22 protein-coding genes are annotated in these 23,755 nt (G+C 71.8%); 19 read left to right on the top strand and 3 right to left on the bottom strand.

What is annotated here, in order from left to right:
* The first annotated feature begins 249 nt into the window (after positions 1–249).
* From L3X23_RS12265 to L3X23_RS12190, 16 genes are all read left to right on the top strand, one after another.
* A complete protein-coding gene (locus L3X23_RS12265; protein WP_237192351.1) occupies positions 250–1,026 on the top strand; it encodes an ABC transporter permease in 777 nt (258 codons plus the stop codon).
* A 1-nt stretch (position 1,027) separates the two neighbouring features.
* Positions 1,028–1,855, top strand: coding sequence for an ABC transporter permease (locus tag L3X23_RS12260; RefSeq protein ID WP_237192350.1), 828 nt, complete (start codon positions 1,028–1,030; stop codon positions 1,853–1,855).
* 4 nt (positions 1,856–1,859) lie between these two features.
* Complete coding sequence (locus L3X23_RS12255; RefSeq protein WP_237192349.1) at positions 1,860–3,083, top strand: MCE family protein; 1,224 nt, start codon at positions 1,860–1,862, stop codon at positions 3,081–3,083.
* A complete protein-coding gene (locus L3X23_RS12250; protein ID WP_237192348.1) occupies positions 3,080–4,252 on the top strand; it encodes an MCE family protein in 1,173 nt (390 codons plus the stop codon). Before L3X23_RS12255 ends, L3X23_RS12250 begins: the two co-directional genes overlap by 4 nt.
* Complete coding sequence (locus tag L3X23_RS12245; RefSeq protein WP_237192347.1) at positions 4,249–5,310, top strand: MCE family protein; 1,062 nt, start codon at positions 4,249–4,251, stop codon at positions 5,308–5,310. The genes L3X23_RS12250 and L3X23_RS12245 overlap by 4 nt, the downstream gene beginning before the upstream one ends.
* On the top strand, positions 5,310–6,548 hold the full coding sequence (locus L3X23_RS12240) for an MCE family protein (protein WP_237192346.1): 1,239 nt from the start codon (positions 5,310–5,312) through the stop codon (positions 6,546–6,548). Before L3X23_RS12245 ends, L3X23_RS12240 begins: the two co-directional genes overlap by 1 nt.
* Positions 6,548–7,849: an MCE family protein gene (locus L3X23_RS12235; protein WP_237192345.1), complete on the top strand. Its 1,302-nt coding sequence runs from the start codon at positions 6,548–6,550 to the stop codon at positions 7,847–7,849. The genes L3X23_RS12240 and L3X23_RS12235 overlap by 1 nt, the downstream gene beginning before the upstream one ends.
* A 1-nt stretch (position 7,850) precedes the next feature.
* On the top strand, positions 7,851–9,197 hold the full coding sequence (locus L3X23_RS12230) for an MCE family protein (protein WP_237192344.1): 1,347 nt from the start codon (positions 7,851–7,853) through the stop codon (positions 9,195–9,197).
* Entirely contained in the window at positions 9,194–9,703 is a 510-nt protein-coding gene (locus L3X23_RS12225) for a hypothetical protein (protein ID WP_237192343.1), read from the top strand. The genes L3X23_RS12230 and L3X23_RS12225 overlap by 4 nt, the downstream gene beginning before the upstream one ends.
* The gene (locus L3X23_RS12220; RefSeq protein ID WP_237192342.1) at positions 9,700–9,912 is read left to right on the top strand and encodes a hypothetical protein; all 213 of its coding nucleotides are present in this window, start codon (positions 9,700–9,702) and stop codon (positions 9,910–9,912) included. The genes L3X23_RS12225 and L3X23_RS12220 overlap by 4 nt, the downstream gene beginning before the upstream one ends.
* On the top strand, positions 9,909–10,502 hold the full coding sequence (locus L3X23_RS12215; RefSeq protein WP_237192341.1) for a hypothetical protein: 594 nt from the start codon (positions 9,909–9,911) through the stop codon (positions 10,500–10,502). The genes L3X23_RS12220 and L3X23_RS12215 overlap by 4 nt, the downstream gene beginning before the upstream one ends.
* A 150-nt stretch (positions 10,503–10,652) precedes the next feature.
* Positions 10,653–12,101, top strand: a complete 1,449-nt coding sequence (locus tag L3X23_RS12210) for an aldehyde dehydrogenase (protein WP_374204835.1) — start codon at positions 10,653–10,655, stop codon at positions 12,099–12,101.
* Positions 12,098–12,895: a crotonase/enoyl-CoA hydratase family protein gene (locus tag L3X23_RS12205; RefSeq protein WP_237192340.1), complete on the top strand. Its 798-nt coding sequence runs from the start codon at positions 12,098–12,100 to the stop codon at positions 12,893–12,895. Before L3X23_RS12210 ends, L3X23_RS12205 begins: the two co-directional genes overlap by 4 nt.
* Positions 12,892–14,073, top strand: a complete 1,182-nt coding sequence (locus L3X23_RS12200) for a thiolase family protein (protein WP_237192339.1) — start codon at positions 12,892–12,894, stop codon at positions 14,071–14,073. The genes L3X23_RS12205 and L3X23_RS12200 overlap by 4 nt, the downstream gene beginning before the upstream one ends.
* Positions 14,070–14,495, top strand: a complete 426-nt coding sequence (locus L3X23_RS12195; protein ID WP_237192338.1) for a Zn-ribbon domain-containing OB-fold protein — start codon at positions 14,070–14,072, stop codon at positions 14,493–14,495. Before L3X23_RS12200 ends, L3X23_RS12195 begins: the two co-directional genes overlap by 4 nt.
* 26 nt (positions 14,496–14,521) lie before the next feature.
* Complete coding sequence (locus L3X23_RS12190; RefSeq protein WP_237192337.1) at positions 14,522–15,124, top strand: TetR/AcrR family transcriptional regulator; 603 nt, start codon at positions 14,522–14,524, stop codon at positions 15,122–15,124.
* 63 nt (positions 15,125–15,187) lie between these two features.
* Here L3X23_RS12190 and L3X23_RS12185 read toward each other — a convergent pair whose 3' ends face one another.
* The 3 genes from L3X23_RS12185 to L3X23_RS12175 form a co-directional block, all read right to left on the bottom strand.
* On the bottom strand, positions 15,188–15,832 hold the full coding sequence (locus L3X23_RS12185) for a TetR/AcrR family transcriptional regulator (protein WP_237192336.1): 645 nt from the start codon (positions 15,830–15,832) through the stop codon (positions 15,188–15,190).
* Between the two features lie 73 nt (positions 15,833–15,905).
* Positions 15,906–16,949, bottom strand: coding sequence for a 2-oxoacid:ferredoxin oxidoreductase subunit beta (locus L3X23_RS12180; protein ID WP_237192335.1), 1,044 nt, complete (start codon positions 16,947–16,949; stop codon positions 15,906–15,908).
* Positions 16,946–18,829, bottom strand: a complete 1,884-nt coding sequence (locus L3X23_RS12175) for a 2-oxoacid:acceptor oxidoreductase subunit alpha (protein WP_237192334.1) — start codon at positions 18,827–18,829, stop codon at positions 16,946–16,948. The genes L3X23_RS12180 and L3X23_RS12175 overlap by 4 nt, the downstream gene beginning before the upstream one ends.
* A gap of 257 nt (positions 18,830–19,086) precedes the next feature.
* On the opposite strand from L3X23_RS12175, the gene L3X23_RS12170 reads away from it, so the two are divergent.
* The 3 genes from L3X23_RS12170 (at position 19,087) to L3X23_RS12160 (ending at position 23,752) form a co-directional block, all read left to right on the top strand.
* Positions 19,087–21,444 (top strand): CaiB/BaiF CoA-transferase family protein, encoded by a 2,358-nt coding sequence (locus L3X23_RS12170; protein ID WP_237192333.1) that lies wholly within the window; start codon positions 19,087–19,089, stop codon positions 21,442–21,444.
* Positions 21,445–21,562: 118 nt separating this feature from the next.
* Positions 21,563–22,816, top strand: coding sequence for a cytochrome P450 (locus L3X23_RS12165; protein WP_237192332.1), 1,254 nt, complete (start codon positions 21,563–21,565; stop codon positions 22,814–22,816).
* A 75-nt stretch (positions 22,817–22,891) separates the two neighbouring features.
* Complete coding sequence (locus L3X23_RS12160) at positions 22,892–23,752, top strand: SDR family NAD(P)-dependent oxidoreductase (RefSeq protein WP_237192331.1); 861 nt, start codon at positions 22,892–22,894, stop codon at positions 23,750–23,752.
* The last annotated feature ends 3 nt before the right edge of the window (positions 23,753–23,755 follow it).

Here is a 23,755-nt window from a genome sequence, read left to right as displayed (position 1 = left end):
GCGGCGAGAGCGGTTCACTCGAACGAGGGGCTTCTGCTCACAGATCGCCAGCTCGGAGCGGTCGAGTTCGATGCGGTTCGGATGATCGACGTTACGAAGAACGTAACTTGTTGCATGACGGGTCGTTGACCCTGTGACAGCTCCCCGAAGCGGGCAACGTCCCGTGCCACGTCTCAGTGCAGAGGCTCAGATGCAGCAGCTCCCCGCCGCGGCCAGGCCGCGCTCCGCCCCGTCCCGAACGGCGGCGTGATGGCGGCGCCCACACTCACCCGCGTCGTCACGCCCATCGGCGGCTTCTTCGCGTTCACGCTCGACACCTTCGTCGCGATGTTCAAGCGCCCGTTCCAGTGGCGCGAGTTCATCCAGCAGACGTGGTTCGTCGCGTCCGTCTCGCTCGGCCCGGCGATCCTGCTGGGCATCCCGTTCGTGGCGCTGGTGACCTTCCAGTTCAACCTGATCCTGGTCGAGATCGGCGCCATCGACCTGTCCGGCTCGGGCTCGGGCTTCGCCACGGTGACCCAGATCGGGCCGGTGGCCACGACGTTCATCATCGCGGGCGCGAGCTCGACGGCGATCTGCGCGGACATCGGCGCGCGGAAGATCCGCGAGGAGCTCGACGCGATGGAGGTGCTGGGCATCGACACCGTCCAGCGGCTGGTCGTGCCCCGCGTGCTCGCCACCGCGGTGAACGCGTTCCTGCTCAACGGCGTCATGATCCTGATCGGGCTGTCCGGCGGGTTCGTGTTCGGCGTGTTCCTGCAGGGCGCGAGCCCCGGTCAGTACGTCGACTCGATGAAGCTGCTCGTCGGCTTCGCGGACCTGGTGCACGGCGAGGTCCGGGCCGTGGTCTTCGGGGTCGTCGGGGCACTGATCGGCTGCTACCGCGGCATGACGTGCGCGGCCGGGCCGCGCGGTGTGGGGAACGCGGTGAACGAGACGGTGGTCTACACCTTCCTCGCGCTCTTCCCGATCAACATCCTGCTCACGCAGATCCCGTACTCACTCGGCATCGTGGGAGGCCACTGACATGAGCGGCCTCATGAAGGTGCTCAAGGCGCCCTTGAACCTGCTCGACGACCTGGGTCGTCAAGCCGAGTTCTACGGCAAGTCCATCGCCTGGACGCCCAAGGCGGTCAAGAGCTACAAGACCGAGCAGGTCCGGCTGATCGCGGAGGTCGGCATGTCCTCCGGTGCGCTGGCCGTGATCGGCGGCTCGTCGGTGATCACCCTGTTCATCACCCTGTTCGCGGGCGTCACGGGCGGCGTCCAGACCTTCGACGCCCTGTCCAACCTCCAGCTGGAGGCGCTCGGCGGGTTCGCCTCGGCGATCATCAACCCGCGGCTGCTGACCCCGATCGTCGCCGGCGCCGCGCTGGCGGCCACCGTGGGCTCGGGCTTCACCGCCCAGCTCGGCGCGATGCGGGTGTCGGAGGAGATCGACGCCCTGGAGGTCATCGGCGTCCGCTCGCTGCCCTACCTGGTCACGACCAGGCTGGTGGCGGGCATGATCACGATCATCCCGATCTTCGCCATGGCGATGTGCGGGGCCTGGATCGGCTGGAAGCTCACCCAGGTCGACTTCTTCGGACTCTCCGAGGGCACCTACGACCACTACATGGACACGTTCATGCAGTGGCAGGACGTGCTCTACTCCTTCGCCCAGGCGCTGGGCATCGCGGTCGTGGTCATCCTGATCCACACCTACTACGGCTACACCGCCTCCGGGGGCCCGGCGGGTGTGGGGCGCGCGGTGGGCAAGGCCGTGCGCACGTCGCTCATCGCGGTGCTCGCCGTGGAGCTGGCCATCTCGATGGCCCTCTACGCCGACTCGGACGCCTTCCGGATCTCGGGGTAGCGCCGTGAACTCTCTGACACAGTCGATCAAGCTCAAGGTCTACGCCCTGGTCCTGCTGGGGGTCATCGGCGGGTTCACCGTGCTCTGCGTGGCCGTCTACGACAAGGCGTTCACGCCCACCGTGCCCGTCTACGTGCGGGCCGACCGCACCGGCCTGCAGATGTACCCCGGCAACCGGGTGCAGCTGCTCGGCGTGGACGTCGGCCACGTGGGGACCGTGGCGCTCGACGAGGGCGGCCGTTCCGTCCTCATCACGCTCGACATGGACCCGGACACCCTCGACCGGATCCCCGCCAACGCGGGCGTCCAGCTCAACCAGCTCACCGCGTTCGGCGCGAAGACCGTGGGGATCACCGTCCCCGCGCAGCCGTCCACGGTGTCGCTCGCGGCGGACGACACGCTGCTCGCCGACCGGGTCACCGTCGAGGTCAACACGTTGTTCGACCACCTCGACGACGTGCTCACCACGCTCGAGCCGGACAAGGTCTCCGCCTTCCTGGGCAACATGGCCCAGTCGCTGAACGGGCGCGGCGCGCAGATCGGGGAGACCGCCGTCGAGCTCGAGGCCTACCTGCGCAGGTTCAACGAGAACCTCCCGGACCTGCAGCGCACGCTGACGAGCGGGGCGGACCTGGCGAACCTCTACGCCGACATCGCCCCCGACCTGACCGACCTGCTCGACAACGCGGCCTTCACCAGCCGCACCATCGTCGACCAGCAGGCCCAGCTGGACAGCTTCCTGTTCAGCGTCTCGAAGCTCTCCGGGGTCGGCGCGGACTTCTTCCGGCAGAACGGCGACGACCTCGAGGAGGTCACCCGCACGGCCCTGCCGACGACGGGCCTGCTCGAGGAGTACTCGCCGGAGTTCGCCTGCTTCCTGCAGGGCATGGACGAGGGCCGCAAGCGGCTCGAGAAGACCCAGGGCGACACCGTCCCCGGTCTGGTCGGCAACACGACCTTCGAGCCGGGGGACCGCGCCTACGACGCGCCGCCGGTCGTGGCGGCCACCGGCGGCCCGAACTGCAACGGACTCCCGTCCATCGACGGGCTGTCCACCCCGGACTCGTTGCTGCGCAACGTGGACGCGGGCGGCGAGCCCAACCCGTACCCGGGTGACAACACGCTGCGGATCGGCGACCCGCCGCTCGTCGCGCAGCTGTTCGGCCCGGAGGCGGCGAAGGGCCTGGAGGGCGACCGGGACGGGAAGGGCACGGTGGGCCGGCGATGAGCGGCAGCAACGCACAGGCCGTCGCGGCCCCGCTCACCAAGAGCATCGTCTTCGTCATCGTGACGGTGTTGGTGTTGGGGCTCATCGGCTTCGAGCTCTCCGGCGGTGGCTGGTTCTCCGCCACGAAGACGTACTCGGCCGTCTTCCGGGACACCTCGGGGCTGCGGTCCGGGGACTCGGTGCGGATCGCCGGGGTGAAGGTCGGCAAGGTCTCCGACGTCTCGGTCTACGACAACACCCAGGGTCTGGTGACCTTCGACGTGGACGCCGACCGGGAGCTGCCCGAGGGCGTGCTCGCCTCGGCCCGCTACCTGAACCTGACCGGCGACCGGTACCTCGCGCTGGCGGAGGGCCCGGGCAGCACCGCGCCGCTGGCCGAGGGGGCGACGCTGCCGATCACGCAGACCAAGCCCGCGCTCGATCTCGACGTGCTGCTCGCCGGCTTCAACCCGCTGTTCGAGGGGCTGGCGCCGGAGAAGATCAACTCACTGACCCAGGACGTCATCCAGGTGTTCCAGGGGGAGGGCGGCACGATCGAGTCCCTGCTGGCCAGGGCGGCGTCGCTGACCAACACCCTCGCGGACCGCGACCAGGTGATCGGCCAGGTCGTCACCAACCTGAACACGGTGCTGGGCACGCTGGACCAGCGCGCCCCGCAGCTGGAGCAGACGATCGACAACCTGCAGGAGCTCATCTCGGGGCTCAACGCCGACCGGGGTCCGCTCGGGCAGTCCTTCGCAGACGTCAACCGGCTGGTCGGGAGCACCGACACGCTGCTCGCCGACCTGCGCGGCCCGCTGCGGGGCACGGTCGACCAGCTCGACCGGGTCGCCACCCTGGTGAACGAGGGCCAGGCGGCCGTCGACGAGAACCTCTCCCTGCTGCCGGGCGCCTACCTGCGGGTCTCCCGCCTCGGCTCCCGCGGCGCGACCTACAACCTGTTCATCTGCTCCCTGCGGCTCAAGCTCACCGGGCCGGACGGGCAGCCCATGTACACCCCGTGGGTCGGCCCGTCGGACAACGTCGACCGCTGCAAGCCGGGCGTCGACCCGCTCGAGACCCCGGAGCAGCGCGCGGCGTACGACCCGGTCGTCGAGGAGCGCCGCGCGAACCCGCCGGGCACCGGCGTGGGCGAGAACCCGACCCCGACCGAGGAGGGCGGCCGATGAAGCTCCGCTTCCGCGAGAAGAACCCGGTCGTCATCGCGATCGCGGGCCTGGTCGGCCTGCTGGCGGTGCTGTTCGGCTCGTTCCAGCTCGCCGCCCTGCCGGTGTTCGCCGGTACGACCTACGAGGCCCGGTTCGCCGAGGGTGGGCTGAAGTCCGGCGACGCGGTCACCGTCGCGGGCACCCCCGTCGGCGAGGTGACGTCGGTGGACCTCGACGGCGCGGACGTCGTCGTCCGGTTCACGGCCAAGGACGTGTCACTCGGTGACGCGACCCGGGCCACCATCCGCACCCAGACCCTGCTCGGCGAGCGCCAGCTCGGCATCGAGCCGGCGGGCGACGGCGAGATGGCCCCGGGCGACACGATCCCGCAGGCGCGCACCCGGTCCCCGTACAGCGTCACGCAGGGGATCGAGGATCTGACCCGGCGCACCGGCGAGGTCGACATGAACCAGCTCGGAGAGGCCATGGACACCTTCTCCGAGGCGTTCAAGGACACACCGGACGAGATCGGGCCCGCCTTCACGGGGATCACCCGCATCTCCCAGACGATCGCCTCGCGGGACGAGGCGCTGCGCGCGCTGCTGGCCAGGGCCGAGCGGACCACCGAGGTGCTGAAGGGCCGGACCGGCCAGCTCACCACCCTGCTGGTCGACGGCAACACCCTGCTGCAGGAGCTGGAGTCGCGCCGCGCGGTGCTGCACGAGCTGCTGGTGAACACCCGCGCGGTGGCCGACCAGATCGTCGGGCTGACCGAGGAGCAGCGGGGGCGGCTGGCTCCCGCCCTGGACAAGCTCAACGCCGCGATGGTGGTCATCGAGCGCAACGAGGGCAACATCGTCTCGTCGGTGCAGCGCGTGTCCAGCTTCATCACCGGCCTCGGCGAGGGCCTCTCCACGGGCCCGTACTTCACCGGCCACGGCGACCTCAGCGGCCTCGTGCCGACGCTGTTCCCGGTCAGCGACTACATCCCGAGCCTCACGGTGCCGGGCAACCCCGTCCCCGGTGCGGTGCCGGAGCTCCCCGCCCCGTCGGGCCTGATCGGACTGGGAGGCAACTGATGCGTGCACTCGGCACCGTGTCCAAGGTGCTCGGCGTCGTGGTGGTCGGGCTCCTCGTCGCGGGACTGGTCGTCCTGGTCCAGGGCCACACCAAGTCCGGCACGGCCTACTTCGCCTCGGTCAAGAACGTCTACCCGAAGGACCGCGTCCGGATCCAGGGCGTGGACGTCGGGCAGATCACCGCGATCGAGCCCGAGGGCGACAGGGTCAAGGTCAGCTTCGACTACGACGCGAAGTACGACCTCCCCGCGGACGCGAAGGCGGCGATCATCTCCCCGACGCTGGTCGCGACCCGCTTCCTGCAGCTCGCCCCGGCCTACACCGGCGGCCCGACGCTGGGCGAGGACGGGATCATCCCGCTCGACCGCACGGCCTCGCCGCTGGAGTTCGACGACCTGAAGAAGGAGATCGGCACCCTCTCGCAGGCGCTGGGCCCGGACGGCGTCGACAAGGACGGGGCGCTCAAGCGCTTCTCCGACACTGTCGCCGCCAACGCGGCGGGCGGGCAGGGCGCCCACTTCAACGAGATGGTGCGCCAGGCGTCCGCGGCGGTGCAGACCCTGTCCGACGGCCGCGAGGACCTGTTCGGCACGGTCGCGAACCTGCAGGCCTTCGTCACCGCCCTGGCCGCGCTCGACGACCAGATCGTCGAGTTCAACGGCAGGCTCTCCACGGTGTCGGCGTTCCTCGACGACAACACCGACGAGCTCACCGCGGCGCTGCAGGGCGTCGACGAGGCGGCCCGCGCCGTCCAGGAGTTCGTCGACACCAACGGCGGCCCGCTGACCGAGTCGGTCGACAAGCTCGGCCGCTTCACCCGCACCCTGGCCAACAGCCGCGACGACCTCGCGACGATCCTGCACGTGGGGCCGAGCACGCTGATGAACCTGTTCAACATCTACAGCCCGCGCTCCGGCTCACTCTCCGGCGCGCTGGTCGTGGACAACCTGAACACGCCCGCGGACTTCGTCTGCTCGGCGTACTCGGCGGCGTACCAGAGCGTCGACGAAGGTGTGAAGGCCTGCAAGAGCTACCTCGGACCGCTGCTCACCGTGCTCCGCGTCCAGCAGCCGCCCGCGCAGGTCAACCCGCTGCTCGTCCCGGGCGGCGGTGCCAACCAGCCGGATCCCGGCCCGATCGACCCGGCCCCGCCCGTCGCCGAGCGTCCGGCCCAGCTGCCGCCGCCCGTCGACGTCCCGGGCCTGGGCGGCCTGCTCGTCCCGAACGGGGGCAACTGATGCGGAGGTCCATCGCGGCGGCGGCGCTCGCCGTCACCACGGCGCTGCTGCTGTCCGGCTGCGACTACAAGGGGCTCAACGACTTCACGCTCCCGGGCGCGGAGGGCACGAAGGAGGGCTCGTACGCCGTCCAGATCGAGATGAGCGACGTCGCCGACCTCGTCCCCAACAACCCCGTGCGGATCGGGGACGTGACCGTCGGCAACATCGAGAAGATCGAGCTGGACGGCTGGAAGGCCCTCGTCACCGTCACGCTCAACCCGGAGGTGCGGCTCCCCGAGAACGTGACCGCCCGCGTCGGGCAGGTCTCCCTGCTCGGCGCGAAGTTCATCGAGATCGACCAGCCCGCCGACCCCGCCGTGCGCACCGTCGCGGCGGACTCGCGGATCCCGCTCGCCCAGGCCGGGAAGTACCCGGAGACCGAGCAGATCCTCGCGTCGGTCGCCGCCCTGCTCAACGGCGGCGGCCTCAACCAGCTCAAGACCATCACCACGGAGCTGGACAAGGCGATCGACGGGAAGGAGGAGACCTACAAGAGCCTCCTCACCGAGCTGGACACGTTCGCGGGCGGCCTGGACGACCAGAAGGACGACATCGTCCGGGCGATCGACGGCCTCGACCGGCTGTCGGCCCGCTTCGCCGAGCAGAACTCCAAGGTCGAGGACGCCTTGGACGCGCTGCCGCCCGCGCTGCAGGTCCTGAACGAGCAGCGGGCGAAGCTCACCAGCACGCTGACCGCGCTGGGCGACTTCGGCGTCGCGGCGGACGACGTGATCCAGCGGACCTCGACCGACCTGGCCACCAACGTCGCGAACCTGGAGCCCGCGCTGCGCGGCCTGGCGGACTCCGGCCGTTCACTGACCGACTCGCTGGGCCTGCTGGGGACGATCGTGTTCCCGCTCAAGGGCTTCGCGGAGACCTTCCGCGGGGACTACGTGAACTTCTGGCTCACCCTGGACGTCACGTTGTCCACGCTGGACCGCAACTTCCTCACCGGTACCCCGTTCGCGGGCAGCCTCGGCAACTTCGAGAAGGTGCTGGCGGGCACGGGTGGTGCGGCCCTGCAGAACGCGGACCCGTTGCTGGCCCCCGTCCAGGGCGGCCAGGTGCCCCCGGTGGCCGGGGACCTGCTGCCCGCCCTCGGCGGCGAGGCGGGCTCCCAGCCCGCCTCGCGACCGACCGACCCGCCGTCACCGCCGACCGGCGAGCCCATCCCGCCCGACCAGCGCCCCGCCGGGGACCCCGGCCCCGCGCCGGGCTCGGTCGGCGGGCTCCTCGGCGGCCTGACGGGAGGGAACTGACATGCTGATCTCCCGTTTCGTCAAGGTGCAGCTCCTCGTCTTCACCGTGCTCACGCTGGTCGCGGCGCTGCTGATCGTCTTCGTCTACGTCCGGGTGCCCGCGTTGCTCGGCGTCGGGCGGATCTCGGCCACGGCGCAGCTCCCGGCGGCGGGTGGTCTGTACCCGAACGCCAACGTCACGTACCGCGGGGTCACCGTGGGCAAGGTGACGGACGTCGAGCTGGCCGACGGCCACGTCGTCGCCACGATGTCGCTGGACGCGCACCGGCTGCCCGCCGCGTCCAGCACCGCGGAGGTGCACAGCGTCTCCGCGATCGGCGAGCAGTACCTCGACCTGATCCCGCCGACGGGCGACACCGGCCCCACGCTGGCCGACGGGGACGTGATCCCGTTGTCCCGCACGTCGATCCCGCCGGCCACGGCGGACGTGCTGGAGTCGGCCGACTCGCTGTTGGCCTCGGTGCCCCGCGATCAGCTGCGGAGCACGGTCGACGAGTTCGCGGCGGCCTTCGACGGCATCGGCCCGGACCTCGGGCGACTGCTCGACACCACACAGAGCCTCGTCCGCACCGCGGACGAGAACTACGATTCCACACAGCGGCTGCTGCAGGACTTCCCGCAGTTCGCCGATCCCCAGCTCGTGTCCAGCGACGCCATCCGCGGTTGGAGCAGGGACCTGGCGGGCTTCTCCCAGGCGCTGCGGGACAACGACCCGGCTCTGCGCGCGGTGCTCACCGAGGGCTCCGCGGCCGCCGGGAAGGCCACCGACCTGCTGAAGGACCTCAGCCGGACGACGCCGACCCTGCTGTCCACCACCGGCGTGCTGACCCGGTTGGCGGAGGCGTACCACGCTCCGATCGAGCAGGTCCTCGTGGTGTATCCCATGTGGGCGGCCGTGAACCAGATGATCGTGCCGAAGGACCAGCCCGGCGCACTGCGGTTCAACCTCGAGACGAACGTCAACCCGGCCTCCTGCGTCGAGGGCTGGACCCCGCCGGGTGAGCCCGGCGGCCCGCGGAACTCCTCCGAGCTGGGGGACCTCCCGCTGCCGCAGAACAGCTACTGCACGCTGCCGCAGGACGATCCCACCCTCGCGCGCAGCGCCCGCAACCTGCCGTGCTTCGAGCCCGGGTCACCCCCGGGACGCCGCGCGGCCACGATCTTCCAGTGCCGGGGCACCGGTTTCAGCACGGCGGAGGCGGGGCGACTCACCCTCGCCCCGGACAGCCCCGTGAACGGGCAGCCCGCCTTCGAACCGCTCGCCGCACTGGGGGCGACCAGCACTCCGGCACCGAAGCCCGAGGAGATGACATGGCCATCACTGATGCTCGGCGGGGCGGACGCATGACGCGCCGCACCGCGAGTCCCCCCGCCGCCGTCCGGGAGGACGGTGTGGTGGACGACGACACCGAGACCGACCCCCAGACCCAGACCGGCACCGAGGCGCGCGCCACGGAGGTCGAGGCCGCGGCCGAGGACGACCGACCCACCTCGGTCCTCGAGGCAGCCGAGGCCGCCGAGGCGCCCGAGCCGGCCTCCGGCACCGACGACGGTGGTGCGGCCGGGGACGACCGTCCGCTGCGTGGGCGTCCGCTGTTCGGCCTGATCGCCCTGCTGGTCGCTGTGGTGCTGCTGCTCGTCGCGGCGATCGTGGCGGCCGTCGTCTGGCGAACGGCGCGGCGGCGGCCTCCGATCGGGAGAACGCCCTGTCCGCGGCCCGGGCCACGGCCGTCAACCTCACCACGATCGACTTCGCCACCGCCGAGGAGGACGTCCGACGGGTCCTCGACGGCTCGACCGGCGACTTCGGCGGGCTGTTCACCCAGAACCTCGACTCCTACGTCGGGGTGGTGAAGGAGGGCCGGGTCGTCACCACGGGCGAGGTCACCGAGGCGGGCATCGAGAAGATCGACGGCGACACGGCCAGTGCGGTCGTCGCCGTGAAGACCACGGTGAAGAACAAGACCGTGCCGAACGGCGAGCAGCGCTTCTACCGGCTCGTCGAGCAGCTGGAGCGCCAGGACGGGAGATGGCTGGTGTCGCGAGTGGAGTTCGTTCCGTGAGCCGGCTCGGAGGAGTCCTGACCGCCGCGCGCGGAGGGGCCACGGCCGTCGGACACGGCGCGCGGAAGGCGGTGCGGCTGCCCGGCGTGGCCTGGGCGGACGCCCGGCGCAGGCCGAGGCGGGCCTTCCTCACCCTCGGCGTGGTCGCGGTCGTGCTGATCGTCGTCGCGGGACTGTTCGGGTTCCTCGCGCTCCGGCAGGCGCAGATCGAGAGCGCCCGGGGCGCGGCGAGCGCGGCGGCCGAGGACAAGGTCACCACGCTGCTGTCCTACGACTACCGCACCATCGACGCCGACCAGCAGGACCGGCAGGCCCTGGTCACCGGGCAGTTCAAGGAGGACTACGGCTCGCTGATCGCGGACATCGTCGGGCCCGCGGCGTCCCGGCAGCAGCTGACCACCCGCTCGTCGGTGGTGTCGAGCTCGGTGGTGGGGACGGAGGGGACCGACCGGGTCACCCTGTTGATGTTCCTCAACCAGACCACGCAGTCCGCGGACAAGCCCGACCCCACGCTGTCGGGCAGCCGGATCCGGGTGACCCTGGAACAGGTGGACGGAGACTGGCTGGTCTCGGAGCTGACCCCCGTCTGAGCCGGGGGCCCTCGCGGGTCGGGCGGTCGCCGCACGTCGGCCGCCCGACCCGTTCTTACTGTGAGACAGAGGACGTTGCATGTTGCACGAGGACGTCGTTACGGTCGTGAGGCCGGGTGCGCGGACGCTCCGCGGCGGAGAGGACGCACAGTGACGCTGGACCGTTCCCACTTCCTCGTCGGAGGGGAGTGGCGGGTCCCCGCCACGAACGAGACCGTCGAGATCGTCGAGGCCGCCACCGAGAAGCCGCTCGGCACCGCGCCGCTCGCCGGCACCGCGGACGTCGACGCGGCCGTGGCGGCGGCCCGTGCCGCCCTGCGCGGGCCGTGGGGGCGGACCACCGGCGTGGAGCGGGCCGAGGCGATGCGTCGGTTCGCCGCCGCGTTGAGGTCCCGCGGCCGCGAGACCTCCGAGCTGGTCAGCCGCGAGAACGGGATGCCGCGCGCGCTGTCGCTGGGCGCCAACGGGTTCAGCCCCGCGATCACGCTCGACTACTACGCGGGCCTCGCCGGGACCGTGGACGCCGAGGACGTGCGCCCGGGGATGCTGTCGCGGACCAGCGTCCGGCGCGGCCCGGTCGGCGTGGTCGCCGCGATCACCCCCTGGAACTACCCGCAGGCCCTGGCCGCCATGAAGATCGCGCCCGCGCTCGCCGCGGGCTGCACCGTGGTGCTCAAACCCGCGCCGGAGACCGCGCTCGACGCCTACGTCTTCGCGGACGCGGCGCTGGAGGCGGGTCTGCCCGCCGGCGTGCTCAACGTCCTGCCCGGCGGCCGCTCGGCCGGTGCCCACCTGGTGGAGCACCCGGGCGTCGACAAGGTCGCCTTCACCGGGTCGACCGCGGCGGGCCGTGCGATCGGCGCGGCCTGCGGTCGGCTGCTGCGCCCGGTCACCCTGGAGCTCGGCGGCAAGTCGGCCTCCCTCGTCGCGGAGGACGCCGACCTGGCCGCGTTCGCGGCGGCCCTGCCCGAGGTCTCGCTGGCCAACAACGGCCAGACCTGCCACGCCTGCACCCGGATCCTCGCGCCGCGCTCGCGGTACGCCGAGGTCGTGGACGCCGTGACGGACACGGTGCGGGCCTTGCGGATCGGCGACCCGCTGGACAAGGCCACCCGGATCGGCCCGCTGGTGAGCGCGGCCCAACGCGAGCGCGTGCTCGCCCACATCGACGCCGGCCGTCGGAGCGGACTTCGCCTGACGGCCGGCGGCGCCATCCCCGCCGACCAGCCGACCGGGTGGTTCGTCGAGCCGACCGTGTTCGCGGACGTCGACAACGCGGCCGCGCTCGCGCAGGAGGAGATCTTCGGCCCGGTCCTGGTGGTGACGCCCTACGCGGACGAGGACGAGGCCGTCGCCCTGGCCAACGACTCGCAGTACGGGCTCGGTGGCACGGTCTGGACGACCGACGTCGAGCGCGGGCTCGCGCTGGCGGACCGGATCGAGTCCGGCTCGGTGGGGGTCAACCACTACGGCCTGGACGTGGCCGGCCCGTTCGGCGGCGTGAAGGCCAGCGGGCTCGGTCGGGAGATGGGCCCGGAGGGGCTCACCCCCTACATCGCCTACAAGTCCGTCTACCTCGCCCCGGAGCGCACCCCATGACCGACACCGCCCCGAGCACCGAGCCCGCCGCCCTGTTCGAGAAGCGCGGCCACATCGGGATCATCACCCTGAACCGGCCCCGGGCCATGAACGCGGTGAACTCCGCCCTCTCCGTCGCGGCGGGGGACGCACTGGCCCGGGCGCAGGAGGACCCCGACGTGCGGGTCGTGGTGATCACGGGTGCCGGGCGGGGCTTCTGCGCGGGTGCGGACCTCAAGGAACTGGCGCGGGGCAACCGCATCGACGACCGCGACCACCCCGAGCGGGGCTTCGCCGGGCTGGTCCGACAGTTCGTCGGCACGCCGACGATCGCGGCCGTCAACGGCTACGCGATGGGCGGCGGCACGGAGATCGTGCTGGCCTGCGACCTCGCCGTGATCGACGAGACGGCGTCCCTGGGGTTGCCGGAGGTCAAGCGCGGCCTGTTCGCCGCGGCGGGCGGGGTGCTGCGGCTGCAGCGCCAGATCCCCCAGAAGATCGCTCTCGAGACGATCCTGACGGGCGAGCCGATGTCCGCGGCCCGGGCCTACGAGCTGGGTCTGGTGAACCGGGTGGCGCCGGAGGGCACCGCCCTCGAGGTGGCCCTGCAGGTCGCCGAGGTGATCGCGGCCAACGCCCCCGTCTCGGTGCAGCAGAGCAAGCGGGTGGTGCACGAGACCTGGTCGACCGACTGGGGCCCGGAGGCCTGGGCGGTCAACACCGACGCGATGAAGGTCGTGTTCGCGAGCCGGGACTCCCGCGAGGGCCCGCGGGCCTTCGCCGAGAAGCGCGATCCGGTGTGGGAGGGGCGGTGACCGGGGCGGCCATCGCCGGTCTCGGGCTCACCGAGATGGGCAAGGTGTACGGGCGCTCCTCCACCTCCCTCGCGGCCGAAGCGGTCCGCCTCGCCGTGGCGGACGCGGGACTGGCCCTGACCGACCTCGACGGGCTGCTGGTCAGCTCCGGGGTGAAGCAGGACGTCGGCGTCAACCTGGGTGCCGTGCTCGGGCTGCACGACCTGGCGATCCTCAACCAGGTCAACGCCTACGGGGCCACCGCGGGCGTGATGGTGGCGCAGGCCGCCCAGGCCATCGCCGCGGGCGCGGCGACCACGGTCGCGTGCGTGTTCGCGGACTCGCCGCTGAAGCCGAAGCAGAAGGCGGGCGCCGCCTGGGGTTCCGGGGCGGCCCGTCCCGGTGCCGCGCGGAACCTGCGCGGCATGGCGGGCTGGTCGGTCAACTCCGGCGCCACCAACCCGAACATCCTCTACGCGCTCTGCGCGCGGCGGCACATGGAGCGCTACGGCACCACGTCGGAGCAGCTCGCGGAGGTCGCGGTGGCCCAGCGGGCGTGGGCGGTGCACAACCCGCTCGCGCAGCTGCGGGAGCCGATGACGGTGGCCGACCACCAGGCCTCGCGCTGGATCGCCGAACCACTGCACCTGCTGGACTGCTGCCTGGTCAGCAACGGGGCGGTCGCGGTGGTCGTCACCGCGGCGGACCGCGCCGAGTCGCTGGCCCGGCCGCCGGTCCACCTGTGGGGGTACGGCCAGGCGCACGGTCCCCGGCGCATGCACGCCGGGTCGGACTGGGGACTGGTCACCCCCGCGGCGAGGTCGGGCCCGGCCGCCATGCGCATGGCGGGCATCGGCGTCGAGGACGTCGACGTCGCCGAGCTCTACGACTGCTACACCTACACCGTCCTGGTCACGCTGGAGGACTACGGCTTCTGCGGCAAGGGCGAGGGCGGTGCGTTCGTGTCCGACGGCAGGCTCGCTCCCGGCGGGAAGCTCGCCTGCAACACCGGCGGTGGCCAGCTGTCGTCCTACTACATGTGGGGGTTCACCCCGCTCTCCGAGGCCGTGATCCAGGCCCGGGGGCAGGGCGGCGGACGCCAGGCGCCGCGAAACGACGTCGTGCTGGTGAGCGGCAACGGCGGGATCCTCGAACACCACTCCACGCTGGTGCTGAGCCCGCACGGGAGGAAGTCGTGACGGCGTTCCCGCGGGTTGAGCCGGACGAGGCGAGCGCCGCCTTCTACGCGGCCGCGGCCCGGGGGGAGTTGTTGATGCAGCGTGGCCCGTCCGGCACCGTGCTGCCGCCCGAGGCCCGCACCGACCCGACGACCGGCTCCGCCGAGCTGGAACCGGTCGTCGTGTCGGGGGAGGGGACGCTGGTCAGCTGGGCCGTGGTGCACCAGGCGCCGCTGCCCGCCCTCGCCGAGGCGGTGCCCTACGTCAGCGCGGTCGTCGAGCTGGCCGAGGGGCCCTGGGTGATGGTCCGTCTGCTGGGCGACCCGACGACGTTGCGCGCGGGCGATCCGGTGCGGGCGCGGTTCGTCGCCTCCGGCACCGACGCGGAAGCCGGGGCGGTCCTGCCCGTGTTTCAGCAGCTCCCGGCGTCGTCGCCCCGGTAGGCTGGCACGCGGGGCGACGCAGGGGGATGAACGTGGGACGAGGTCGGGGGCCCTTCGCGGGCGGCCCGGAGCAGGCGCGCCGCGCGCTGGTCGCGGCGGCGGAGGAGTGCTTCCTGTCGTTCGGGGTGGGGCGCACCACGATGGACGACATCGCCAAGCGGGCAGGGGTCTCCCGGCCCACGGTGTACCGGTACTTCGCCGACCGGGACGCGTTGATCGTGGAGGTGGTGTCCCGCCGCTCCCGCGCCTTCAGCGGCCACGCCCGGGACTACATCGAGAGCAGGCCGACGTTCACGGCGAAGCTCGTCGACGGCCTCGCCTTCCTCATCGACGGCGGTCGCAAGGATCCCATCCTGCGGGCCCTGCTCCGCCCGGAGAACCTGGGCGCCGCCAACGGGATCCTCGCCTCCAGCAACGTCGCCGAGAACCTGACGTACGAGATCTGGGAGCCGATCCTGTCGGCGGCGCAGGCCGCCGGGGAGATGCGCACGGACGTGGACCTGCACGAGTTCTGCGCGCTGATGGCGGACGTCGAGATGATGATGGTCGGGCGGGAGGACCTGTTCGACCCGGACGGGCCCGGCGCGCGCGAGCTGATCGGGGACTTCCTCCTCCCCGCGCTCGTCTGACCCGCGCGCTCCCGACCCTGGCCGGGGGCCACGGGACGCGAGCGCGCGGGCCCCGCACGCAGGCTAGGCCGGGCGGGCCGACTCGTACGGCACGGCCTTGTGCAGGGCCGGGACGATGTAGCGCTCCAGCAACCGCCGGTGGGACGGGTCCTCGGCGCCGAGGCGCTCGATGCGGCCCACCAGGATCAGCTCGACGAAGGTCAGCCAGGCGCAGAACCGGTCGATGTCGAGATCCGGTCGCACCTCCCCGGCGCTCTTCGCCTCGGCGAGGATGTCGCTCCACAGCTCGGCGGTGAGGTCCGTGGCGAGCTTGGGGGTGTCGCTGACCCGGTTGGCGACCTCGAGGAACTCGAGGCTGACCAGCTGCAGGACCATGGGGTCCCGCCGTCCGGCGTCCACGAGGAAGACCATCCCGTCGACGATCTTCGCGTCGATCGTCGAGCGCGTGTCGATGAACCGGCGGGCCCGGTCCAGGAGGTCCCGGGCGCGGGCGAGCAGCACGCCGGTGATGAGGTCGTCCCGCGTGGCGTAGTGGCGGTAGACGGTGGGGCGGGAGACGCCCGCCTCGCGGGCCACGTCGTCCATCGTGGCCTTGGTGATGCCGAGCCGCAGGAAGCAGGCCTCCGCGGCGAGCAGGATCGCCGTGGCCGGATCGGACACACGGGCGCGCGGCGACCGCTTCCGGTCGCCGTCCGATCCCTTCGCCATCGACGCCCCCCTCTGTGCGCCCGCCGACGCTACCGGACGGGTCCCCGCGGGCCGGGTCTCGGTCGTCCCCATGTCAGGTGATCGTCCAGGTGTCGTGGCCGCGGAGCAGGGCCTGGAGGTCGGAGGGGCCCGCCTGGGCGGCCTGGAGTTGGGCGCGGGCGGCGTCGTCGTAGGTGGTGCGGTCGACGTTGCGGAAGACGCCGGTGACGGTGTGGTCGAGGTTCTGGTCGCTCAGCCGGGACAGGGCGAAGGCGAGCTCGTGGTTCGTGGCGTCGTGGGTGACCACGTCGGAGGGGTCGAACTCGGCTCCGTCGACGACCTCCAGCCCGAAGTCCTTCCGGATGACCGCGCGGCGGTCGTGTTCGGGCCCGAACACGATCGGTTCCCCGTGGCGCAGCGGGATCAGCCGGGAGTCCTTGGTCTCGGGCTTGCGGAGCAGGTCGAAGGAGCCGTCGTTGAAGATGGGGCAGTCCTGGAAGATCTCGACGAGCGCGGAGCCGCGGTGGGCTGCGGCGGCGGCGAGGACTTCGGTGAGGCCTTTGCGGTCGGAGTCGAGGGCTCGGCCGATGAAGGTGGCTTCGGCACCGAGGGCCAACGAGATGGGGTTGAAGGGGTGGTCGAGTGAGCCCATGGGGGTGGACTTGGTGACCTTCCCGACCTCCGAGGTGGGGGAGTACTGGCCCTTGGTGAGCCCGTAGATCCGGTTGTTGAACAGCAGGATCTTCAGGTTCACGTTGCGGCGCAGCGCGTGGATGAGGTGGTTGCCGCCGATGGACAGCGCGTCGCCGTCGCCGGTGACGACCCAGACCGACAGGTCTTCGCGGGAGGTGGCGAGGCCGGTGGCGATGGCGGGGGCGCGGCCGTGGATGGAGTGCATCCCGTAGGTGTTGAGGTAGTACGGGAACCGGGAGCTGCAGCCGATGCCGGAGACGAACACGGTGTTCTCGCGGCGGATGCCCAGGGTGGGGAGGAAGGAGCGGACGGCGGCGAGGACGGCGTAGTCGCCGCAGCCGGGGCACCAGCGGACCTCCTGGTCGGAGGTGTAGTCCTTGGCGGTCTGCTTCGTGTCGGTGGTGGGGACCAGGCCCAGGCCGGGCAGGCCGAGTTCGATGGTCATGCGTGGGCCTCCAGGCCGGTGAGGTGGTCGAGGAACACGTCCTGGAGTTCTTCGGCTTTGAACGGGAGCCCGGAGACCTTGGTGTAGGACTTGGCGTCGACGAGGTAGCGGGCGCGTAGTAGCAGGACGAGTTGGCCGAGGTTCATCTCCGGGACCAGGACCGTGTCGTAGCGGCGGAGCACCTCGCCGAGGTTGGCGGGCATGGGGTTGAGGTGGCGCAGGTGGGTGGTCGCCACGGCGTGGCCCTTCGCCCGGACGCGGCGGGCGGCGGCCTCGATGGGGCCGTAGGTCGAGCCCCAGCCCAGCACGAGCAGCCGCGCGGTGCCTTCGGGGTCCTGGACGGCGATGTCCGGCACGTGGATGCCGTCGATCTTGGCTTGGCGTAGCCGCATCATCCGGTCGTGGTTGTCCGGGTCGTAGCTGATGGACCCGCGCCCGTCGGCTTTCTCCAGGCCGCCGATGCGGTGTTCCAGCCCGGGTGTGCCGGGGATCGCCCACGGTCGGGCGAGGGTTTCGGGGTCGCGTAGGTAGGGCCAGAACTCCCCGGACCCGTCGGGGGCGTTGGGTTCGGTCGCGAACCCTGGGTCGACCGGTTGCAGGGTGTCGGCGTCGGGGACCTTCCACGGCTCGGACCCGTTCGCGAGCGCCCCGTCGGAGAGCACCATGACGGGGGTGCGGTACTTGACCGCCATGGCGGCGGCTTCGACGGCGGCGTGGAAGCAGTCCCCCGGGGACTGGGGGGCGATGATCGGTAGGGGTGCTTCGCCGTTGCGCCCGAACATGGCTTGGAGCAGGTCGGCCTGCTCGGTCTTGGTCGGCAGCCCCGTCGACGGGCCACCACGTTGGACGTCGATGACCAGCAGCGGCAGCTCCAACGCGACCGCCAAGCCGATGGTCTCGGCTTTGAGCGCGATCCCCGGCCCGGAGGTGGCCGTGACACCCAGGACCCCGCCGAAGCTCGCGCCCAGGGCGGCGCCGACCCCGGCGATCTCGTCCTCGGCCTGGAACGTGGTCACGCCGAACGCCTTGTGCTTGGACAGCTCGTGGAGGATGTCCGAGGCGGGGGTGATCGGGTAGGCGCCCAGGAACACCGGCAGCCCGGTGACCTTCCCGGCCGCGACGATGCCGTAGGACATCGCGGTGTTCCCGGTGATCTGCCGATACGTGCCGGGGGCCAGCTTGGCGGGGGCGACCTCGTAGGTGACGGCGAAGGCTTCGGTGGTCTCACCGTAGGCGTGACCTGCCCGGAAGGCGAGGATGTTGGCCTCGGCGATCTCCGGGCGGCGGGCGAACTTCTCCCGTAGGAACCGCTCCGTGCCCTCGTGCGGGCGGTGATACATCCAGGACAGCAGCCCGAGGGCGAACATGTTCTTCGCCCGCTCGGCGTCCTTCTTGCTCAGCCCGGTCTCCTCCAACGCACCCCTCGTGAGGGTGGCCATGGCGACCGGATGCACCTGGAAGTCGGCCAGCGAGTCGTCCTCGAGCGGATTCTGCGCGTAGCCGACCTTGGTCAGGTTCCGCTTGGTGAACTCGTCGGTGTTGACGATCAACACCCCACCGTGGGGCAGGTCGGCGATGTTCGCCTTCAACGCGGCGGGGTTCATCGCGACGAGCACGTCCGGGCGGTCACCGGGGGTGAGGATGTCGTAGTTCGCGAAGTGCAGCTGGAACGAGCTGACTCCGGGCAGGGTCCCGGCGGGGGCGCGGATCTCGGCGGGGAAGTTCGGCAGCGTCGACAGGTCGTTGCCGAACGTCGCGGTCTCCGAGGTGAACCGGTCACCCGTCAACTGCATCCCGTCACCCGAGTCACCCGCGAACCGGATCACCACCCGGTCGACCGCGTGGACCTCGGGGCCGGCCTGCGGGGCCTCGATCGTCACGATTCTCACGTCCTTCTCGGCGGGGGCGGCTGTTCCGGGGAGCGATAACCTAGTACCATTAGGAACAGATTACGTCATCTGTATCAACGACGAGGAGATGGGCGTGGTCACGCTTTGTCGCTCACTCGTGCGCCTGATCGGTCCTCGCATCCCGTCGGGGACCGGCCGCGTCTGGCCCGGGTGTGGACACGGGCCCCGTCGCCGACGGCGCGCGGCCCGTCACGCGCTTCGCTGACGAGCCGAGAGAAGGGTCGCCGATGACGCTCCCCCTGCAGACACTCCGCGTGCTCGACCTCACCGAGGGTGCGGCCGAGTCCTGCGGTCGCCTGTTGGCCGACCTCGGCGCGGAGGTGCTGCGCGTCGAGCCGCCGGGCGGCTCGCCCGGCAGGCGGGACGCGGTGGGCTTCGCACTGCGCAACGCCAACAAGCTCGGGATCACCCTCGACCTGACGACGGCGGCGGGGCGGGACGAGGTGCTGCGGCGGGCGCGGCACGCGGACATCCTGCTGGAGTCCTTCAGCGCCGACGAGGCCGCGACCCTGCGCCTCACCCCCGAGGACCTGCTCGCGGCCGATCCCGCGCTCGTCGTGGTCTCCGTGACCGACTTCGGTCGGACGGGGCCGTGGGCCGACCGCGTCGCCACCGAGGACGTGCTCGCGGCGGCCGGTGGTGTGCTGTCCCGCTCCGGGATGCCCGGCGGCACTCCGCTGCTGCCGCCCAGCGGACTGGTCGACCAGACGGTCGGCGTCCACGCGGCGTGGGCGGCACTCGTCGCCTACGTGAAGCGGGTGCGGACCGGCGTCGGCGAGCACGTGGACGTCTCGGCGTTCGAGGCCGTGGTGCACGGTTTCGACCCCGGGTTCGGTGCCCAGGGCTCGGCGGCCGCGGGCCGGTCCGAGTCCTTCCCCCGGGACCGTCCGAACGCCGCGAACTTCTACCCGGTGTTCCCCTGCGCCGACGGCCACGTCCGCATCTGCCTGCTGGCCAGGCGCCAGTGGCGCGCGATGTTCGCCTGGCTCGGCGAGCCCGCGGAGTTCGCGGACCCCCGCTACGACGCCATCCCCGCCCGCTTCGCGGCGTCCGACCGGCTGAACCCGCTGATCGCCGCCCTGTTCGCGGGCAAGACGCGCGAGGAGCTGACCCTGGAGGGCAGCAGGCGCGGGGTCCCGGTCGGCGGGATGCTCACCGTCGCGGAGGTGCTGGCCGCGGAGCACCTGCGCAGCACCGGCACGCTGGTCGACGCCGAGATCGCCGACGGCCTCCGGGCCACCGTCCCGACCGGCTACCTCTCGATCGACGGCGAGCGGGTGGGCCTGCGCGTCCGGGCCCCGCGCCCCGGCGAGCACGACGACCTGCCCCTCCCGGCCGCACGCCCCGCGCCCGACCTCGGGCTCGCGCCGCAGGAACCGGGGGAGCGGCCGCTCGCCGGGCTGCGGGTCCTCGACCTCGGGGTGATCGTGTTCGGTGCCGAGCTGGGCCGGGCGTTCGCCGACCAGGGCGCCGACGTCGTGAAGATCGAGAACGCGGCCTTCCCCGACGGGCTGCGCCAGACCCGCAACGGCGGCGGGATGAACGCCTCCTTCGCCTGGGGTGGGCGCAACAAGCGCGGCCTGGGGTTGGACCTGCGCAGCGCGGAGGGCAAGGAGCTGTTCCGGCGGCTGGTCGCCGAGGCCGACCTGGTCACCGCGAACTTCAAGCCCGGCACGCTGGAGTCGCTCGGCCTCTCCCACGCCGACCTCGTCGAGATCAACCCCCGGATCGTGGTGTCGGACAGCAGCGCGTTCGGCGCCCGCGGTCCGTGGCGGACCCGGATGGGCTACGGCCCGCTGGTGCGGGCCTCGTGTGGCGTCTCGGCCCTGTGGCAAGACCCCGGCACGGGCGACTTCTGCGACGGCTCCACCGTCTACCCCGACCACGTCGCGGGCCAGGTCGCGGCCGTCGCGGCGCTGGCGGTGCTGATCGGGCGCGGCGCGAGCGGCCCCGGCCGGTCGATCGAGATCGCCCAGGCGGACACCGCGGTGATGGCGCTCGGGCCCACCCTGGCGCGGGCCTCGCTCGACCCGGCGGCCTCGGGCCCCGAGGGGAACCGCCGCTCCGGGGTCGCCCCGGCGGGCGTCTACCCCTGCGCCGGGGACGACGAGTGGTGCGTGGTCGTGGTGCGGGACGACGCGGACTGGGGACGGCTGGCCGCGGCGACCGGCCTGCCTGACGACGACGACCTGCGCACCCTCGCGGGCAGGCTGGAGCGGCGGGACGAGCTCGAGAAGCGGCTCGGCGAGTGGACGGCCGAGCGGACCCCGGACGAGGTGGCCGAGGTGCTGGCTGCCGTGGGGGTGCCCGCTGCCGGAATGCTCCGGTTGCCGGACGAGCTCACCCATCCCCAGCTCGTCGCCCGCGACTCCTTCCATGAGATGTCCCACCCGTTGCTGCGGCGGCCCGTCCCCGCCGCCGCGCGGGTGGCCCGGTTCTCGCAGATCCCCGACTCACCCCTGCGCCCCGCGCCCCTGGCGGGGGAGCACACCAGGGAGATCGCGCGGACCCGGTGGGGGCTGGCCGACGAGGAGATCGAGCGGCTGGTGCGCGAGGGCGTGCTCCAGCCCGCCGATGCCGGCTGAGGCGCCGGCGTCCTCGACCGGGGGCTGTACGAACGTTCACCCGGTTCGCTACGTTACCGCTGACACAATTCGTCGTTTGTAAAGCTGTAGGTCACAGTCGACCGGACAGGAGAGTGCCATGCCCACCACGCAGGCAGACGTCAGACCCGATCTGGTGGTCGAGTTCGACATCTACGACCCGGCGCTCACGATGCCGGTGGACCGCATGCAGGAGCGGACCACCGAGCTGCGCAAGATCGGCCCGGTCGTGTGGTCGCCCGGGTACGGCGGCCACTGGCTCGTCACGGCCTACGGCGAGGCGCATGCGGTGCTCCGGGACCCGGAGACGTTCTCCAGCTACCCGAACAACCTGGTCGACGCGGGGCAGGGCAAGTTCCTGCCGATCGAGCTCGACCCGCCGGAGCACACGTCCTACCGGCAGGTGCTGCAGCCGCTGTTCAACCCGAACCGGATGAAGGCCCTCGAGCCCCGCATCCGCGCGCTGGTCGTGGAGCTGATCGAGCGGTTCGAGGGAGACGGCGAGGTCGAGTTCGTCGAGCAGTTCGCGCACGAGCTGCCCACCACGGTGTTCCTCGCCCTGATGGGCTGGCCGATCGAGGACGCCCCGACCTTCACCACGGCGACCGAGATCGCGATGAACGGCAAGCCGGGTGACACCCCCGAGCAGGCCGTGCAGTCCCGGACCGAGGCCGCCATGCAGATGTTCGGCTACTTCATGCAGGTCATCGGCGCCCGCAAGGAGGCGCAGGCGAAGGGTGAGGCGTTCGACGACGTCACCACGGCGATCATCGACACGCCCATCCGGGACGCCGAGGGCGTCGAGCGGCAGCTCACCGACGACGAGCTGGCGCGGATGTTCTTCCTGCTGCTCATCGCGGGTCTGCACACCGTGCAGGGCACGCTCTGCTGGATGATGACCCACCTCGCGCAGAACACCGAGGAGCGGGACCGGATCATCGCCGACGCGGGCGCGATCCCGGCGGCGGTCGAGGAGATCCTGCGCCACGAGGCCCAGGTCGCGATGGGGCGCCGGGCCACCCGGGACGTCGAGCTCGGCGGCGTCACCATCAAGGCGGACGACCAGCTGCTCGTGCTGCTCTGCTCGGCCAACCGGGACGACTCGCAGTTCGTCGACCCGGCGAACCTGGACGTCGCCCGCACACCCAACCGGCACCTGTCCTTCGGCGCCGGGCCGCACCGGTGCATCGGCTCCCACCTCGCGCGCGTCGAGCTCAAGATCGCCATGGAGGAGATCCACAAGCGCATCCCCGACTACCGGCTGGACCCGGCGGACCCGGCGGTCGTGCTGCCGAGCCAGGTCCGCGGGTTCGCGCGGCTGCCGCTGCTGTTCACCCCCGTCGAGAAGTCCTGAGCGGACGCTCGACCCCCTTAACCTAAAGTAATAAGGTACGGCTGCGTCCGTACCGTCTCGGAGAGGAGACGCCCGATGGGCAGGCTCGAAGACAAGGTCGCGATCATCACGGGTGCGGGGTCCGGTCTGGGGCGCCAGTCGTCCCAGCTGTTCGCCTCCGAGGGCGCCAGGGTCGTCGTCATGGACGTCGACGGCGACCGTGCGGACGCCACCGTGAAGCTGGTGAGCGAGCAGGGCGGCACCGCGGTGGCGGTGCAGGCGGACACGACGGTCGAGGCGGACGTCGCCCGCACCGTCCAGACCGCCCTGGACGAGTACGGCAAGATCGACATCATGTGGGCGAACGCCGGCATCGTGTCGCGCGGCGGCGTGCCCGGGGTGATGGGCGGCGAGGCGGTCGAGTTCGAGGAGTACCCGCTCGAGGACTGGAACCACGTCCTCACCACGAACCTCACCGGCCCGTTCCTGTGCGCCAAGCACGTCGCGAAGCACATGCGCGAGCGCGGCAGCGGCGCCATCCTGGTCACCTCGTCGGCGGCGTCGCTGCAGGCGTACCACCAGATCCCGTCGTACTCCGCCAGCAAGGCCGGGCTGAACGCGATGGTCCGTGGCTTGGCGCTGGACCTGGGCAAGTACGGCATCCGGGTCAACGCCATCGCGCCGACCCACGGCATGTCGCCGAACTTCCTCATGCCCGCGGGCTCGCCGGTCGTCGGCCAGTCCTACGAGGAGGTGGCGGGTCCCTGGGACAAGAGCGTGACCCCGATCCCGCTGAAGCTGGACCGCCCGCCGTCGCTGCTCGACAACGCCAAGGTGGCGCTGTTCCTCGTCTCCGACGACGCGGCGTACACCTCGGGCCAGGTCATCTCCTCCGGAGACGGCGGCACCATGGGTCGGGTCGCCATCTGGTTCCCCGAGGACCTCGGGCAGGGCTGAGTC

Origin of the sequence: Pseudonocardia sp. WMMC193, assembly GCF_021728735.1 — a bacterium.
Classification (GTDB): Bacteria; Actinomycetota; Actinomycetes; order Mycobacteriales; family Pseudonocardiaceae; genus Pseudonocardia; species Pseudonocardia oroxyli.
Note: the sequence above shows the minus strand (reverse complement) of the source record. Positions and strands in the feature narration are given on the sequence as shown.

Excerpts from the sequence above, each read along its gene's own strand:
- L3X23_RS12265 (WP_237192351.1), top strand. The coding sequence starts at position 250 with ATGGCGGCGCCCACACTCACCCGCGTCGTCACGCCCATCGGCGGCTTC.
- L3X23_RS12260 (WP_237192350.1), top strand. The coding sequence starts at position 1,028 with ATGAGCGGCCTCATGAAGGTGCTCAAGGCGCCCTTGAACCTGCTCGAC.
- L3X23_RS12250 (WP_237192348.1), top strand. The coding sequence starts at position 3,080 with ATGAGCGGCAGCAACGCACAGGCCGTCGCGGCCCCGCTCACCAAGAGC.
- L3X23_RS12245 (WP_237192347.1), top strand. The coding sequence starts at position 4,249 with ATGAAGCTCCGCTTCCGCGAGAAGAACCCGGTCGTCATCGCGATCGCG.
- L3X23_RS12240 (WP_237192346.1), top strand. The coding sequence starts at position 5,310 with ATGCGTGCACTCGGCACCGTGTCCAAGGTGCTCGGCGTCGTGGTGGTC.
- L3X23_RS12235 (WP_237192345.1), top strand. The coding sequence starts at position 6,548 with ATGCGGAGGTCCATCGCGGCGGCGGCGCTCGCCGTCACCACGGCGCTG.
- L3X23_RS12230 (WP_237192344.1), top strand. The coding sequence starts at position 7,851 with ATGCTGATCTCCCGTTTCGTCAAGGTGCAGCTCCTCGTCTTCACCGTG.
- L3X23_RS12225 (WP_237192343.1), top strand. The coding sequence starts at position 9,194 with ATGACGCGCCGCACCGCGAGTCCCCCCGCCGCCGTCCGGGAGGACGGT.
- L3X23_RS12205 (WP_237192340.1), top strand. The coding sequence starts at position 12,098 with ATGACCGACACCGCCCCGAGCACCGAGCCCGCCGCCCTGTTCGAGAAG.
- L3X23_RS12190 (WP_237192337.1), top strand. The coding sequence starts at position 14,522 with ATGAACGTGGGACGAGGTCGGGGGCCCTTCGCGGGCGGCCCGGAGCAG.
- L3X23_RS12185 (WP_237192336.1), bottom strand. The coding sequence starts at position 15,832 with ATGGCGAAGGGATCGGACGGCGACCGGAAGCGGTCGCCGCGCGCCCGT.
- L3X23_RS12180 (WP_237192335.1), bottom strand. The coding sequence starts at position 16,949 with ATGACCATCGAACTCGGCCTGCCCGGCCTGGGCCTGGTCCCCACCACC.
- L3X23_RS12170 (WP_237192333.1), top strand. The coding sequence starts at position 19,087 with ATGACGCTCCCCCTGCAGACACTCCGCGTGCTCGACCTCACCGAGGGT.
- L3X23_RS12165 (WP_237192332.1), top strand. The coding sequence starts at position 21,563 with ATGCCCACCACGCAGGCAGACGTCAGACCCGATCTGGTGGTCGAGTTC.
- L3X23_RS12160 (WP_237192331.1), top strand. The coding sequence starts at position 22,892 with ATGGGCAGGCTCGAAGACAAGGTCGCGATCATCACGGGTGCGGGGTCC.